The organism is Bacillus sp. M6-12 (assembly GCF_002860285.1).
In the GTDB taxonomy this organism is placed as follows: domain Bacteria; phylum Bacillota; class Bacilli; order Bacillales; family DSM-1321; genus Peribacillus.
The window spans coordinates 1-15,639 of sequence record NZ_PGVF01000003.1 but is presented as its reverse complement, the minus strand read 5'-3'; the positions used below and the strand labels follow the sequence as shown (position 1 = coordinate 15,639).

Sequence of the window (15,639 nt, the reverse complement as noted above, 5' to 3'; positions counted from 1 at the left end):
TCCTTATGAAGAATCTTCTTCCTCCATAAGGCGAACTCCTTTGCGGTTGACAAAAGAACCTGCCATTCGTCAAAGAAAGTGTTATATTTCTTTTTTACTGCAGAGGATGTCGATTAAGATAATGTACTAATAACCTAATCTTCACTGCCTGTGGAAGGAGAGGAGTAATTTTCTCTGAACCACTTTTTAAAGAAAAATAGAATAGCCAGAACGAATGTTAAGTAAATCATGGCCCCAAACAAAAATTTAGGCCATGATGACAGAATGTGACCCCCTGTGTAGGCTACAAAGAAGGCTGGGGGGATTTTTCCAAGAGCCGTAGCCGCTATATATGGCAGGAAGGCTATGAATGATATTCCAGAATAAATGTTAACAACAGGAGGGGGGACAACAGGAACAATTCTGGCCAGAAATACTGCCAGAAAGGTATTTTTTTCAATCATTAGCTGAAATTTTTCAATATGCTTAAACTTGTTCAGATAAGCTTTAAAAAAATCAGTCAAAAGAAACCTTGCCAGCAAAAAGTAAAACGCACAACTGATCAGACCGCCAAACCAAATAATCAACGTGCCGGTCAGCATGCCGAATTTTGCACCCATCATAAAGGAAAACAGCGAAAAGGGTACGATAGGAATAGTGGCAAAAACAGCTGATATTATGAACATAAGCGGGAGGGGTGCATTACCATCATCCTGTATCCAGTGAAGAATCTCTTCCTTATAAATAAAACCAATAATGATCATTAGTAAATACACAATGAAAATTAGCCATTTTCTCACCTATAACCCACCTTTAAAAAACAATTGCATGGCCAGCCCAATACTTTCTTAGTTCTTACTAACGGCCTTCCTTACACTCACATACTTGGAGCGATAAATTCATATATCAAAAAAACCCTGCATCTGCAAGGGTTTCCTTTTCGATATTCACCTAGGTCAGAGTCTTCCTGATTGCCGGAATTAAATCTTCGGCAATTTGTCTGCGTCTCTTGACGTTAGTTCCTCTGCCATTTCTGTACCATATGAAATCATCTGCGTGCTAATGCCTCGCTGGTTCCTTTCACCGGTTATCTTTTCGTTTTCCTGGCTATGTAAATATCTGTGCACAAAAACTTCTGCAGCTGTTACAATCGTCGCTGCGATTATACTCCCCCATCCGATTTGCACATAACTATCAAGCAGGACACTTCCAAATATCCAAACACTGAGGTATGTGATCAGAAAATCCATCATGGTAGCGGCAGTATTGCCAAAATGGGGAAGGATGAAACGGTCGCCGACCAGATAAGAAATGACTGTAACGATAGCACTAAAGGATAGAACATCAGCCATGGTCGCATCAAAAAACAAATCAAGTCCAATGGCAAAAGCAACTATACAAGTAATAAATTTTATTAAAATTACAGTTATATTTTTCATTAACTAGACCTCCCTTTTTCATTTAGTGTTGACCAAAAAGGGAGATCCATACATGTAAAATCAACTATAACGGATAAATAATAAATATCCTAAAAAGCCCATTTTCTTTCTCTAATTCAGCAGGAAGGCTTAGTCTTCCCAAATCTGGATATTCAAATTACCATTCTTAATATTCTCTAAAACTGTTTCCAATTCTAGAATTGCATTTTTATATGAAGTGTCCTCAAGTCCATTAATTTCATTCAAACGGCTTTCCAATACGTGTATTAATTTCATTTTGTCGATCATCTTTTTTCTCCTCTACAGGTTTTTTCATAGAGTTTTTGAAAATGCGCTTTTGAGACTATTTTCTCATATATAAGTCATAAATTCGACATTTTTTTTATTTTATTTTACCTTTCATGTTTATAATCTAAAAAAATGGGTATGGACCGAGAAGCAAAAGAAAATAAAAGCAAGATTTTAAATGTAATTTTCCGGGGATTTTGCCATAATTAGAGTTTGAGAGGGGGATTGGAATGCTTAGATTATATGGGGCTCTAATAGGATTGAGCATAATCTGGGGTTTATCATTTGTGTTCATGAAATGGCTGCTTCCGACAGCAGGAATTTGGGGAATCGTATTTCTGCGATGTGCTGCGGGTGCTGCGGTACTGCTGCCCGTTTTATGGCTGAAGAGAAGGGAAATTAACGGGAAACTGCCATGGAAAGCATTAATCATGGTTGGTATCTTTAACTGCGGTATTGCGTGGGTACTGATTCCGTTAAGCGAAACAGCCATTAATAGTACGACCGCTTCTATACTTAATGCAACAACACCGATTTGGACCGGGCTTATTGGATTTATTATTTTTTCATATGTCCTGACAAAACGGCAGTGGATCGGAATATGTATTGGTTTTATCGGCATCCTTATGTTGATGGATTTTCAATTCGGACAGTTATTTGGCCAGGATTTCATCGGAATTGGAACAATGCTGCTGGCTGCTGTTAGCTATGGATTAGCAGGTCAGCTAACAAAGCGTTTTCTGAGCGCAACAGGGGTGCTCGTTATTACGGTATCCACGCTTCTGACAGGAGCAATCATCGGTTTTATTGGAATGATGCTGACAGAGCCTGTAAAGCCTACTTTGTTATTGGAGCCGCTGACGATTTTTTCAATCATTGGCCTTGGCTGCTTTGGCTCAGGAATCGGGCAGCTTATTTATTTTTACATTAATAAAAAGGGCAGCCCGGAGCTTGCTTCTACCGTAACCTATCTTATTCCAGCAAGCGCAATGGTGTGGGGTTATGTGCTTTTGGATGAGGAAATTACACCAAATATAATTATTGGCCTGCTTACTATCTTTATAGGGGTTTATTTGTCTTCTAAAAAAAGTAAAAAGGCTAGTGCCAGTAAAGATATTTCCCGAAAAGAAATGCAGAAGGCAAAATAATAATTCCAAAATTGGATACTCAAAGGTTATAAGGAGACGGAGCGGGAATGTCAGATATGAGAGATAAGTTAAAGCATTATATGGACACGTTAGGAGATAACAATCATTTCAATGGAACGGTACTAATTGGTTATCAAGACAGGATTCTGTTTAAAGGCGGCTACGGGAGCTCGTCCTTTCAATACGCTATCCCTAATACCCCGGAAACAATTTTCAGGGTTGGCTCAATAACAAAAGCATTCACAGCTATGGCAATTCTTTTGCTCCATGAGCAGGGCAGCCTTAATATTGAAGATACTGTTTCCGTTTTTTTGCCTGATTTTCCGAATGGTGATCGCATCACTATCCATCAGTTAATGACTCATACTTCTGGAGTCAAAAATTTTACCGCTAACTCAGATTATTGGTCAACCAGAATGCGGCTTCCTTTCACACTAGAAGAAACAATTGATTCGTTTAAGGAGCCGCCGCTGGGATTTAATCCAGGTACAAAAATGGACTATAGCAATTCTGGCTATATCCTCTTAACTGCGATCATTGAGAAAGCGGCACAAATGCCTTATGCTGATTTTCTTAAAAAATGGATATTTATAAAATTAGGATTAGCCAATACTGGAGTGGATAATGGCCGGACAATAATTAAGGGGCTAGCCACCGGGCATACGGTCTGGGAAGACGTCATTCACACCAGCTTCATAGATATGACATTCCCCCTCGGTGCATATGGGATATATAGCTGTGTTGAAGATTTATTTAAATGGAGCAGGGCTCTGGTAAAGTATCAGCTGCTGCCTAAGGAGCTGCAGGATAGGATGTTCTGCGGCTTTGAGAAAGGGTACGGGTATGGCTGGGCTATTGAAGAAGGATCTGGGAAAGTTGTGCCAGGCATTTTGGCGATATTAATGGCTTCTTTAACAATATTGACCTGCATTTAGACGAAGAGCTTACAGTGATTGTTTTAAGCAATATTAATATCACGCCCGCCTCAAAAATCAGCAGTGACCTAGCTACTATTTTTCTGAGCGGCACTCTTGAAGCTAAAAACCCGCTTGTACCGTTGACAAATCCTTTATCTTTTGAAAAGCTTTGCGGCACTTACTCGAACGGATCTCAACAGGTTTTCATTTCGTATAACCAAAATTTGTACTCCACAATCAATAAAATGTATAGGGTACAATACAAATTCAAGTTAATAGCTATAGAGGAAGCCGAAGATCAAGTAACATTTGTGAGCGATTTTATTGATGATACATATTTATTTAAGGTGAATAATCAAGGGGAAATAATTTCATTTAAGGTACAAGAAGCTTTTAAAGTAACTGAATATATGAAGCAGTAAAAGAAGGCTGCTGTAAAGGGCAGGGTGAGGAATTTAGAAAATAGGGTCTGGCAAACTAAACGAGAATAAATAGGGATTGCACATAATATAATTATGTAAACTATTATCCGTAATATAAAAAAATGTAGAAGAAATAAAGATAGACAATTGTAGGATAACAAACCTTATAGCTTCAAGCCCGGACTTTTTATCCGGGCTTACTAAGCTTTTTTTAGTTTATTGAGAAAAAAAGGTCTCCAAGCAGGCTTTAATTATTAATTCGCCGATTCGTTATTTAATTGCCGGAGGGTTTCTTTATCACATATCACAAACAACTGAGCGTTGGTAGGGATAGGATGGTCCAGTTTTTTATTGATTTGGAGGTCGCTGTGGTCTGCGACTAGAGTAGCGCCTTTATCCAGAAGCTCTATGAAAGCATCCCGATAGGTTTTCCAATGCGGCTGACGGGCGATTTCGTACATTCCTTCTTCAAATTGCCTGCTCATTAATTCTGAATACATTCGGATTACTCCATGATGGAATAAAGAACTGACGGCTGCATGTGATATCATTTCTTGCGTTGGAATAAATTCATCCACCTTTACATGCTTGAATAAACTTATATGCTTTTCATTTACCACTTCGGCGGTGACATGAATCTCCGTATTCGTTTCTTCCTCAATTGAAGTTATCGCAGTAGCAATAATCAGGGTTTTTCCGTCAACAAGCAAAGGATCCTTTGTTGAGTAATGATCCTCCGTGACTTTGTCCGCAAAAATGATAACTCCCTTTGCTTTGGGCAAGTTAGCCTGAAACAGAGTATCTCTGTTGGCTGCATCCCCGCGGATATAATGCACGCGCTCCTCCAGCAGGGGGGCTTTCTCAAGGCTGCAAATGATAACCACTTCGGTCTTTTCATCAGAACTCAGTATTTCTTCTACGGCAATTTTGGATTTATCGCTCCAGCCAACAAGAATTATATGGTCTTTTCCTGTATATTTCATTTTTCCACCAACTCTAAGTTTTTCAATTGCTGTTACTGTTTGAATGATTTTCCCAATAAAAACGGTCACAAGTCCGATGCCTGTAATGTAAAGTATAATGGTAAATACTTTGCCGGCATCAGTCACAGGTGCATAATCCCCAAAACCTATAGTAGCAAGCGTTATAAAAACCCAATACAACGCTGTTAAGTAGGATTCAAATGTCTTCGGTTCTAAATAAAGGGCTATAAATGCAGCCATTAATATGTATAAAATAAAAAAGGGGAAAAAAATTCTGCCCTTTATCTTAATAAGGTAGAAGATTAATTTTCTTACCATTTCGTTCACCTATCCGTCTATGTCATTGATCTATAGTATTTCCATATTTCTATTAGAATTGCTGAAACTTCCTTTGGGAGCCCTTTTCCCATCAAAACCTTCACTTAAACCAATGCGATTGGGCTGAAAGCAAGCAGTGAGATTTTTAGCAGTTCAAAATTTGGACACATAGAAGGTGTTTCCACCATTAATTACCATACCATTTCCCCAATAATCATCCTAAAATGGAGGCAACAGGTAAAAAAGGGGAGAAACGAGATGGATACAAAAAAACTCGAGCATGCACTATTTTACTTACAGGAGCTAGGCTTAGAGCTAAATGAATATGAAAAGACAAACAGCGAAATGCCAATAGAAGACTATAAGGATTTATTATCATATACAATATCGCTTATCAGAAGCGTTAAGGAATACTCTTCCTCCATAGACAAACAGCTTACAAACCAATAAGAATTACAAATAATCTTTAAAAAATAGCCGGGTTCAGTCCTCCTCCGTTTTACGGCGGGGACTGAACCCGGCTTATTTTTTCTAACCCTTTCGGGGAATAGATGGTGTGTTGTTTGGATCTGGAGGAACAGCTTCGTTGCCCATATAATGGTCGCTGACCTGTTCGTGAGTAGTAGCCAGTCCGATTGAAACCTCGTCATCTTTTTTATAATCTTCAGTATCAAATGTTCTGCCTGCTATCTCCAGGCTTTTCTCCAATTCTTCTTTTTTCATTTAGTAAAACCTCCTTTCATCATACATATTTTTCTTCAAAAAACTCAAATTCATTCACTACCCTTCTATGATCCTAAATCGATTCGCCAATGGGGGAATGTGGATTTTGTTAATTAAGACTGACATTTATTTCGCTTGTACATAGGATAAAGAGAAACCGAATCACTCAAGGGTTTCCATATAAAAAAGGCAGGTGAACTTCATGTCAGGTGGCGGATACGGATACGGCTGCGGCTTCGCGCTTCTAGTCGTTTTATTCATTTTGTTGATTATCATCGGCGCTTGTTACGGAGGATATTAATATTTAGGAGGGCTTGCCGACGTTTGGCAGGTCCTCTTTTTGCAGCCTATACCCGCTAATAAGAAAAGTATTCTAATAAATGGCCTGAAGAAGAAGCTTTCTGAGAAAAACCGCTTAATTCAGGAAAAATGAATCCATGAACAGTCCTCTCACTTCTCAAAACCGGCTTTATTCCGTAAAAACAGTACTTAATAAAAGGAAAGGGAATTTCGCAAAAGAGGAGGTAGAACTATTTTTACATTTCTATCTGCATTATCCCCCCTAAAAGCTTGGTTAAGCGGGAGCGAGGAAGATGACAGGAATATTTTGAACGGCACGGCATTTGCCGCTTTAAAATGCTCTTTACAAAAAGAGCTTGCCAGCAGCAAACATCAGCCACAATGGCTGCTTCCTCATGAAACAGAGCTCGTAAAATCCGTACGGGCAGAGACAGAAAAATGGAACAGAAATAATGTAACGAGAACGCAGGCGTATTTGGCTTTTTATACGAAAAATCCTGAAATCCATTGGTCACTTTTAGCGCATATGGTATCACGGAATGGCGGATACCATATGACCGATCTAAAGGGTTCGGCAATGAAGCATTTGATAAGTGAAAGTGACCGCGATAGCTATTTTACTTTGCTTGAACAGGCCAACGCAGCCATTTTTTCTGATGCTTATCCTCAGCTGCTTTTATACGAGCAAGCCAAAGAAACAGGATTATGTTTAAGAAGAACTCTGCCGCTTTTTCATATATCCCGTTTTATGTACCCTATTTGGGAACTTTTTTTGGCTGAACAAAATTCCTTATTCCTGACAGCTGCTCTTATCATCAATGAACAGCAAATGCTGGAAAACAGAGTCCTCAGCCAGCCGAAAAATGCTGACATACTGAAGAAAATAGATTTTCAGCTACAGGAATTGCTGGGTCTAACGGCCGTTATTTTTCCATATAAAAAAAGGAAAAATGGTCTTTATTCACTTACAGGGCTGATAGTAAATGGTTTTAACGATCCCCAAAAAAGAATTATGACAGGTAAAAAGCTTTACCAGCTATTATTCCAGCATCCTAAAATTTATAAAGGAATATGGGAGTTTGCACAAAGCATTCCCCACACAGGCTCCCGTGCAGACTACTGGGCACCCCTTTTCTCAGTGCATAAGTCACCCGGTAAGATCTACAGCCCAGAATTATCTGTGGCGTGGAATGATGTTCCGCCGATTAGGCTATCAAAAAAAGATTGGTTCGATGATGTCAGCCAAATCGATGAACTGAAAACATACCCTTTCATTCCTAAGCAGGATATAACTGAAAGGGTTCTTGAAAATATAAGAACAATTCAATTGATAAATGAGGTTAAGGGAATCTTTTGATCACCTGCAGCAGGATCGATGAACCTCTTTACTTGAAAAGAGCCTTTGATTAATGCTACTATTCCCTAATTAATAGATGGGAGATGTTTTTCAATGGCTGATCATATCCTGCTTAACTCCAAAATAATAAAGATCAATGAACTCAGAGCAGAAAAAGTAATAAAGAACGGCAAAGAAGTCGAGAAAATCATTGTAGATTTTCAGGTGAATCACAGCGAGTACCATGATATCACTACCTTGTTGTATGAAAATGATTTTGATGTGGAAGTACCGTCCCACAAACTGAAATTTAAAGGAACTATTCATAATTACTCCACATCCGTAACAAATCTGTACGAAGCAGACGCAGTAGGAATTTTCCATTTAGAGCTGATTGAACGATAAAGTTTACTATTTCAACGCATGGACTATCAAACGTCCATGCGTTTTTATTATGGAAACGGGCGGAGCTGCGCTGTTTTTTTTTCATAAGAAAAAAAATATTTTAATTAAACGGAAAATTTTTCAGTGTAAATTCGCCACAGCACCATTATTGTGTCAGCAAATGCACGGGAGGGAAGGTGCACTATTGATTGTTTCTTTCTCTAAAGGTAATAGCCTGCAAAAAAGGCCATAAGATGATAAAAGGAATCAATTAACACATTGGCTATCTCAGGATAAGGAGGCTGCCAGGTATGGCCAGATTTGACCGTTACTTTTTAATGGAACCTAAAGATGCCATAGAGTATATCCGTGAAAAAATGCCAGCTTTTGAGAAAGAGCATAACGTGACCTGCACGGAAATCGGCGACGGGAATTTAAACTATGTGTTTCGTTTAGTGAATTTGAATGCCGGTACCTCTATCATCGTTAAACAGGCTGGGGAAACGGCCAGAATTTCTGATGAATTTAGGCTTTCCACCAACCGAATCTGTATAGAATCAAATGTTTTGAGGCTTCAGGGCAGACTGGCACCGGGGCTGGTTCCCAAGGTTTACTTGTATGATGATAAAATGAACACCTGCATTATGGAGGATCTTTCTGATCATGTTATCTTAAGGTCCGCACTTTTGACCCGAAAGATTTTCCCCGGGCTAGCAGACCATTTATCCACATTCCTGGTCCAAACACTGCTGATGACTTCTGATATTGTTATGAATCATAAAGATAAAAAGGAACAAGTTAAAGCTTACATCAATCCCGAGCTTTGTGAAATAACAGAGGATCTTGTTTATTCAGAACCATTCAATGACTATTACAGCCGAAACGAATTGCTGCCTGAAAATAAAGCATGGATTGAGGAGAATATCTATAACGATAAAGGGCTTCGTCTGGAGGCTGCAAAATTAAAAATAGATTACATGACAAATGCACAGGCTCTGCTTCACGGTGATTTGCATACAGGGTCAGTTTTTGTGCGTGAAAACTCAACAAAGGTGATTGATCCGGAATTTGCGTTTTATGGTCCAATGGGCTATGACATCGGCAACATAATAGCCAATTTAATTTTTGCCTGGACAAATGCAAAAGTTACCATGCCGGCAGGTGACCTCAAAAATTCATTCACTGACTGGATGGAAGAAACAATCATTCAGGTACTCGATTTGTTTTCAGCAAAATTTTTGGCTGCCTGGGGGAATAATGCGACCGAGGTCATGGCCAAGGAGGAAGGGCTTGACCGCTGGTTTTTAGCTGCAGTTCTAAAGGATACAGCAGGCATTGCCGGACTTGAACTGATCCGCCGCATTGTCGGTATCGCGAAGGTGAGGGATATTACTTCAATTGATCATAAAGAGCACCGTATTAAAGCAGAACGTTTTTGCCTGCAAACGGCCAAGCTTTTTATTATTAATCGGCAAAATTACAAATGCGGGAGAGACTTTGTACAAACGATGAAGTACCAATTTAAAAACCTGGGACCAGAAACGAGCTAAGAAGCAAAAAAGGGGGGTAGCATGTGCTTTTGCGGGAGGAACGGGAAAAAGTAGTCGAGTATGGAAAAAAATTAATTTCTAGCGGTCTAACAAAGGGAACTGGCGGAAATATTAGCATCTTCAACTCTAAAAAAAAGCTAGTGGCCATCAGTCCAAGCGGGATAGATTACTTTCAGACAACACCTTTAGATGTGGTAATTCTTGATTTAAATGGGAAGATTGTTAGCGGCATAAGAAAACCATCAAGCGAAAAGGCGATGCATTTAATTTTTTATAATAAACGACCGGATATAAATGCTCTTGTGCACACACATTCAGCCTATGCGGCTACAATCGCCTCCTTGAGATGGGATCTGCCTGCCGTATCCTATTTGGCGGCATTTGGCGGAACAAATATTAGGTGTGCACCATATCAAACCTTCGGTACAGAAGAATTAGCCGAAAGTGCATTTAATGGCATGAAGGACCGGCGGGCTGTGCTGCTGGCAAACCACGGACTGATCGCTGGAGCCCATACTATTGAGACAGCCTTTACTATCGCCGAAGAAATTGAATTCTGTTCAAGAATCTATTACCAGGCAAAATGCATCGGTGAACCGGCCATTTTACCTGATGAGGAGATGGAACTTCTTTCGAAAAAATTTGAGCAGTATTAGTGGAATTTTAATTTTTGAAATATTAGAACAGTCTTGACACGCGGAAGGAAACTGATCATAATAAAGAAAATAATTGAACGTGAATGAAGGAATAGTACGCGGAACTTTATGTGACAGAGAGCAGGGTTTATCAGCTGGAAGACCCCGCCGCAGAAAAGCCGCCGAACCTGCCTTCAGAGTCCTGTGCGAAACACAGGCGCTTCCCTTAGCGTTATCAAGGTAAAGCGGGATGCTTCTTGCATCCAATTAAGGTGGTACCACGGAAACTTTGCCCTTTTCGTCCTTTTTCAGAGGATGAAAAGGGCTTTTTTATTGAGCAAAACTTAACAACACTTTTCAGCAGGGGGAATTCTTAATGGCTAAAAAAAGAATTGTTGTCAAAATAGGCAGCAGCTCCATTACCAATAAAAGAGGGGAGATTGACCAAGAGAAATTTACTGACCATATACAGGCCATTTCCTATCTCCGGGCACAAGGCCACGAGGTTCTTTTAGTATCTTCGGGAGCGGTTGCGGCTGGCTTTAAACAATTGGGATACCCCTCACGCCCCGTTACATTAAAAGGCAAGCAAGCGGCTGCCGCAGTGGGCCAAAGTCTGTTAATCCAAGCATATCGCGAGCAGTTAAGCCGGTTTGGAATTGTGCCGGCCCAAATTTTGCTTACACGAAATGATTTTTCCAAGAAAGAACGATACAAAAACGCCTTTGCCACAATTTCAGAGCTGCTGGAACGCGGCATTTTGCCGATCATAAACGAAAATGATACCGTTTCTGTCGCCGAATTGACTTTTGGTGATAACGATATGCTTTCAGCGCTGGTCAGCGGGCTGGTCAAGGCTGAACAGCTGATCATATTAACTGATATTAATGGTTTATATGATTCCAATCCTCGGGAAAATCCGTCTGCCAAAAGGTACGACTTTCTTTCACACATATCCGAAGAAATACTGGCAGGTGCTGAAGGTGCCGGTTCCAATCTTGGTACAGGAGGAATGAAGTCCAAACTGATCGCTGCTAAAACGGCGCTTTCCCTGGGTGTCCGCATTTTTATAGGCAAAGGTACAGGCAGTCAGAAGTTAATAGAGATTATTGAAGGAAATGGGGACGGAACCTATATAGGAGCCGACGCGATAGCTTCAATCAACAGCAGCAAGCAGTGGATTGCCCTGCATTCACCTGTGTCAGGGAAAATTTCGGTCGATAAAGGCGCTGAGCAGGCATTGATTTACAAAGGGAAAAGTCTCCTTCCTGCAGGCATCTCAGAAATTAAGGGGGTCTTCAAGAAAGGCGACGTGGTGGAGGTATTCGGTTCAAAAGGACTTTTAGGCAAGGGAGAAGTTCTTTTTTCATCAGAAGAATTACAGCTAGTAATGGGGAAACGCAGTGAAGAGATAGAGCTTCTTGTTTCTTCAATTGAAGTCATCCACCGTGATAAATGGGTAAAAGCATAAGGGGGAGATTAAATGAGCGAGGTCAGAAATAAAGGAGAAGCTGCAAAAAAAGCAAGCTATTCGCTGATTGGCATTTCGACTGAGGATAAGAACCAAGCCCTGGGTTTTATTGCTGATCAGCTATTAAAAGATGCCGATTTTCTGATTGCCGAGAACAACAAAGACCTGGAGCAGGGAAAACAAAACGGATTTACTGACTCCTTATTGGACCGCATGCTGCTTGATAAAAAGCGAATTGAAGATATGGCAAGTGCAATCAGACTACTGGTCAAATTAAAAGACCCTATAGGTGAAACTCTTGAAACGATTGAAAAGGATAATGGCTTAAAAATCCTTAAAAAGCGCGTGCCAATCGGCGTTATTGGAATGATTTATGAAGCGCGTCCAAATGTAACAATAGATGCCGCGACTTTATCTTTAAAAACAGGGAACGCAGTCATCTTAAGAGGAAGCTCCTCGGCAAAGCATTCAAATCTGGCTTTGGTCAGAACGATTCATAAAGCTCTGGAAAGAACCGTAATTCCACAGGCGGCTGTCCAGCTGATTGAAGATACAAACAGAGAAACAGCTAAAGAGCTTTTTACCCTGACTGAGTTTTTGGATGTATTGATTCCAAGGGGTGGAAAAAACCTCATTGAAACAGTGGTAAAAGAATCTACTGTCCCCGTTCTGGAAACTGGGGCAGGCAATTGTCACATCTTTATTGACGAAACCGCTGAACCTTCTATGGCTGAACGGATTGTGCTGAATGCAAAAACTCAGCGGCCATCAGTCTGCAATGCGATTGAAACGATTTTGATTCACGAAAATTGGTTCGCTGCGCATGGGGAAAACCTGCTAAATATATTAAACAGAAATAGAGTGGAAATCTTTGGCGATGAAACGGTGTGCGAAGCTTTCCCAAAAGCGAAAGAAGCATCTGAGGATGACTGGGGCACCGAATATTTAGCTCTAGCAATCAGTGTTAAGGTTGTTAAGGATACTGAAGAAGCAATCCAGCATATTAATATTTACGGCACAAAGCATTCTGAAGCTATTATTACAGAAAACGCACAGCATGCAAGCCTGTTTCAGACAAAAGTTGATGCAGCAGCAGTGTACCACAATGCTTCTACCAGATTTACGGATGGCTTTGAATTCGGCTATGGTGCTGAAATCGGCATCAGCACCCAAAAGCTGCACGCCAGGGGACCGATGGGCTTGCCGGCATTAACATCCAGCAAATATTTTATTTATGGCAACGGACAAATTCGTGAATAAAGAAAAAGCGGAAGCGACGCGGCAAAAGGAACGTCGACTAAAATCTGGCGTCGGGGCTGGGCGCTGAAGCTGACATCTGTTCTTGTAAAAAAAGCAATAATTTCTTATCGAGAACAACAAGCGATTCCTATATTAGCGGAATCGCTTTTTATTTAACATTTGATAGCCATCATGGAATAATTCCTCTTCCCCGTGGTATTAAGTAACGTACGACCAACAGTCAGTAAAGGAGGAAAGCAAATGGCTATCCAAAACATACGATTTCTCAATAAACCTGCGATAGAAATGGAAAACGATTATCTCAAAATCATCCTTCTTCCTGATCAGGGAAGCAACCTGATTTCCGTATATGACAAAATTAAAGATTTCGAACTGTTAAGAATCCCAAAAAATATGGAAGAGTTTAATAGCGCGAATGTATTATACGGGACACCGGTTTTATTCCCGCCAAACCGGATCGATGGTGCATCATTCGAATTTCATAATCGTACATATCAATTCGAAATGAATCGCCCCGAAGATCATACACATATCCACGGCTTGGTTCATGATAAAAAATGGAATGTCACTAAGCTGGATAATAAAAATAATGTGATCGTCACCGAATTTATAGCAAAGAACCATTCCGAAGTCATCCGGCAGTTCCCGCATGATTTTACAATTGAAATGACGATCCAACTGACAGGAAACAAAATCATTCAGACACTTACAATTATTAATAATAGCAGCACAACAATGCCAGTAGGGACTGGCTTTCACACAACCTTCCACTTTCCGGCGAAGGACTCATTGCTGTTTATGGATGTTGATGAGTATTGGGAACTAAATGACCGGAACATGCCAACAGGCCGAATGCTGAAGGTTCCTTATAAAAAACAGCTAAAAGACGGCATGAACCTTGGCGGCCTTTCCTTAGATGAAATTTATCCAATCAAAAACAATTATCCTGCCATTATTGAACATCGTGATCCTGGAATAAAAATTAAATATAAAGCAGAAAAAGGATACCAGCATTGGGTAGTCTTTACTATGGAAGGAAAAAACAACCTGCTCGCCCTTGAACCTTACTCATGGGTCACAAATGCACCTAATCTCAGCCTGCCTGATAAGGTTATAGGCCTCTGTTCTTTGAAACCTAAAGAAGAAAAGGTTTTTACAACATCGCTCTTGGTTGAACATACTTAGTGGATTTCTACAAGGAGGAGGAAAAAAATGAACAAGGCAGAACTAATTGTCGATGCTAAAGCGACCCTTGGCGAAGGGCCAGCCTGGGATGCCAGGAATCAGCTGCTCTATTGGATTGATATAAAAGAGAAAAAAGTCTTCGTATATAATCCTCGAACGGGTACCAATGATACAATTCAGCTTGACCAAACGGTTGGGGCGGCAGTTCCTCGCAGTTCAGGAGGATTAGCAGTCGCCTTAGAAAATGGCTTTCATATTCTGGATTTGCCTTCAGGAACGCTGACTCCTATTGTTGACCCGGAAGATAACTTGCCCGAAAACAGATTTAATGATGGAAAATGTGATGCAGCAGGCCGTTTTTGGGCTGGAACAATGGCTGCTGATGGAAACGGGGCAAGCGGAGCACTCTATTGTCTGGATACAGACATGAATGTGAAACAGGTGTTAAATGAGTTGGGGATATCCAATGGAATCGCATGGGATAAACAAAATCAGACCATGTATTTCATTGATACCCCCACGAATCAAATTGCTGCCTTTGATTTTTCTTTAGAAAAAGGAACTATCACTAATAAAAGAGTGGTTGCCGATTTTAGCGAAGAAGATGGATTTCCTGATGGAATGACAATTGATGAAGAAGGCATGCTGTGGATTGCGCACTTTGCTGGCTACCAGGTTTCCAGATGGAATCCCCAAAATGGTGAAAAACTCGAATCCGTAACCTTGCCCGTCGCAAATGTAACATCCTGTGTTTTTGGCGGAACAGACCTGGATGAATTATTTATCACAACTGCCCGCGAAGGCTTAGATCATCATGCATTAGAAGAACAGCCACAGGCTGGAGGATTATTTCGGGTAAAAACAAATATCCGTGGAAGTGAAACTTACTTTTTTAAAGGCTAATAAATAAACGGATTTTATATATAGAAGAATAGCGAATTATACCGTTATTCTTCTATCATAAAAATATCCTCACCTTTTACCCTGTTTTCATTTTTATAAAATGTATTGACTTCATATTGAAATAAAGATATTATATTAAAGATGCTTAAAAAGGAACAATGATTTGGTCATTGGAAAGATTTCATTTACACCCTCGTTTGACTTCGCGGAAGTTGACAACCGTTTTACGAAGTGTTATCATTAATCTCGCTGCTAGGATGAAAACTTCTTACAAATCAGTGATAAAGAAGAAATGAATAAAACGTTCGTTTCGCAGAAGTTGACAACTGATGACTAGTGTGGTAAGATAGTAAATGTCGATGATAAAATGCGATGATATTGCTCTTTGAAAACTGAAC

The 15,639-nt window shown here is 40.2% G+C and carries 18 protein-coding genes and 1 other annotated feature; of the genes, 13 read left to right on the top strand and 5 right to left on the bottom strand.

Annotated features, from left to right (window positions below; translation table 11 throughout):
• Positions 1–134 precede the first annotated feature (134 nt).
• The 3 genes from CVD28_RS05120 to CVD28_RS27895 form a co-directional block, all read right to left on the bottom strand.
• On the bottom strand, positions 135–779 hold the full coding sequence (locus CVD28_RS05120) for a TVP38/TMEM64 family protein (protein WP_101591308.1): 645 nt from the start codon (positions 777–779) through the stop codon (positions 135–137).
• Between the two features lie 180 nt (positions 780–959).
• Positions 960–1,418, bottom strand: coding sequence for a YndM family protein (locus tag CVD28_RS05115; protein ID WP_101591307.1), 459 nt, complete (start codon positions 1,416–1,418; stop codon positions 960–962).
• 129 nt (positions 1,419–1,547) lie between these two features.
• The gene (locus tag CVD28_RS27895; RefSeq protein WP_180953957.1) at positions 1,548–1,706 is read right to left on the bottom strand and encodes a hypothetical protein; all 159 of its coding nucleotides are present in this window, start codon (positions 1,704–1,706) and stop codon (positions 1,548–1,550) included.
• Between the two features lie 230 nt (positions 1,707–1,936).
• Here CVD28_RS27895 and CVD28_RS05110 point away from each other — a divergent pair, with 230 nt between their 5' ends.
• Genes CVD28_RS05110 through CVD28_RS05100 form a run of 3 tightly spaced genes read left to right on the top strand, consistent with a single transcriptional unit; the run spans position 1,937 to position 4,193 of the window.
• Positions 1,937–2,854 carry a DMT family transporter gene (locus CVD28_RS05110; RefSeq protein ID WP_101591306.1) on the top strand — a complete coding sequence of 306 codons (918 nt, stop codon included), beginning with the start codon at positions 1,937–1,939 and terminating at the stop codon, positions 2,852–2,854.
• Positions 2,855–2,901: 47 nt separating this feature from the next.
• Positions 2,902–3,789, top strand: a complete 888-nt coding sequence (locus CVD28_RS05105) for a serine hydrolase domain-containing protein (protein ID WP_101591305.1) — start codon at positions 2,902–2,904, stop codon at positions 3,787–3,789.
• A gap of 14 nt (positions 3,790–3,803) precedes the next feature.
• Positions 3,804–4,193 (top strand): hypothetical protein, encoded by a 390-nt coding sequence (locus CVD28_RS05100; protein WP_101591304.1) that lies wholly within the window; start codon positions 3,804–3,806, stop codon positions 4,191–4,193.
• 254 nt (positions 4,194–4,447) lie between these two features.
• Here the strand turns inward: CVD28_RS05100 and CVD28_RS05095 are convergent, their stop codons facing one another.
• A complete protein-coding gene (locus CVD28_RS05095; protein WP_101591303.1) occupies positions 4,448–5,494 on the bottom strand; it encodes a potassium channel protein in 1,047 nt (348 codons plus the stop codon).
• Positions 5,495–5,752: 258 nt separating this feature from the next.
• Between CVD28_RS05095 and CVD28_RS05090 the strand changes: the two genes are divergently transcribed.
• Positions 5,753–5,944 carry a hypothetical protein gene (locus tag CVD28_RS05090; RefSeq protein ID WP_101591302.1) on the top strand — a complete coding sequence of 64 codons (192 nt, stop codon included), beginning with the start codon at positions 5,753–5,755 and terminating at the stop codon, positions 5,942–5,944.
• A gap of 81 nt (positions 5,945–6,025) precedes the next feature.
• On the opposite strand, the gene CVD28_RS05085 is transcribed toward CVD28_RS05090, so the two are convergent.
• Positions 6,026–6,217 carry a YozQ family protein gene (locus tag CVD28_RS05085; protein ID WP_101591301.1) on the bottom strand — a complete coding sequence of 64 codons (192 nt, stop codon included), beginning with the start codon at positions 6,215–6,217 and terminating at the stop codon, positions 6,026–6,028.
• A 202-nt stretch (positions 6,218–6,419) separates the two neighbouring features.
• Here CVD28_RS05085 and CVD28_RS05080 point away from each other — a divergent pair, with 202 nt between their 5' ends.
• The 9 genes from CVD28_RS05080 (at position 6,420) to CVD28_RS05035 (ending at position 15,241) form a co-directional block, all read left to right on the top strand.
• On the top strand, positions 6,420–6,518 hold the full coding sequence (locus CVD28_RS05080; RefSeq protein WP_101591300.1) for a YjcZ family sporulation protein: 99 nt from the start codon (positions 6,420–6,422) through the stop codon (positions 6,516–6,518).
• Between the two features lie 306 nt (positions 6,519–6,824).
• Complete coding sequence (locus CVD28_RS05075; protein WP_180953955.1) at positions 6,825–7,874, top strand: DUF2515 family protein; 1,050 nt, start codon at positions 6,825–6,827, stop codon at positions 7,872–7,874.
• Positions 7,875–7,967: 93 nt separating this feature from the next.
• Positions 7,968–8,258 carry a DUF3219 family protein gene (locus tag CVD28_RS05070; protein WP_101591298.1) on the top strand — a complete coding sequence of 97 codons (291 nt, stop codon included), beginning with the start codon at positions 7,968–7,970 and terminating at the stop codon, positions 8,256–8,258.
• A 290-nt stretch (positions 8,259–8,548) separates the two neighbouring features.
• The gene (gene mtnK, locus CVD28_RS05060) at positions 8,549–9,787 is read left to right on the top strand and encodes an S-methyl-5-thioribose kinase (protein WP_101591296.1); all 1,239 of its coding nucleotides are present in this window, start codon (positions 8,549–8,551) and stop codon (positions 9,785–9,787) included.
• Positions 9,788–9,810: 23 nt separating this feature from the next.
• Positions 9,811–10,443 (top strand): L-fuculose-phosphate aldolase, encoded by a 633-nt coding sequence (locus tag CVD28_RS05055; RefSeq protein ID WP_101591295.1) that lies wholly within the window; start codon positions 9,811–9,813, stop codon positions 10,441–10,443.
• Positions 10,444–10,514: 71 nt separating this feature from the next.
• Positions 10,515–10,731, top strand: a binding site (T-box leader).
• Positions 10,732–10,798: 67 nt separating this feature from the next.
• Positions 10,799–11,893, top strand: a complete 1,095-nt coding sequence (gene proB, locus CVD28_RS05050) for a glutamate 5-kinase (RefSeq protein ID WP_101591294.1) — start codon at positions 10,799–10,801, stop codon at positions 11,891–11,893.
• A 12-nt stretch (positions 11,894–11,905) separates the two neighbouring features.
• The gene (locus tag CVD28_RS05045; RefSeq protein ID WP_101591293.1) at positions 11,906–13,153 is read left to right on the top strand and encodes a glutamate-5-semialdehyde dehydrogenase; all 1,248 of its coding nucleotides are present in this window, start codon (positions 11,906–11,908) and stop codon (positions 13,151–13,153) included.
• 240 nt (positions 13,154–13,393) lie between these two features.
• On the top strand, positions 13,394–14,338 hold the full coding sequence (locus CVD28_RS05040; RefSeq protein ID WP_101591292.1) for an aldose 1-epimerase: 945 nt from the start codon (positions 13,394–13,396) through the stop codon (positions 14,336–14,338).
• Positions 14,339–14,365: 27 nt separating this feature from the next.
• Complete coding sequence (locus CVD28_RS05035) at positions 14,366–15,241, top strand: SMP-30/gluconolactonase/LRE family protein (RefSeq protein WP_101591291.1); 876 nt, start codon at positions 14,366–14,368, stop codon at positions 15,239–15,241.
• Positions 15,242–15,639 lie beyond the last annotated feature (398 nt).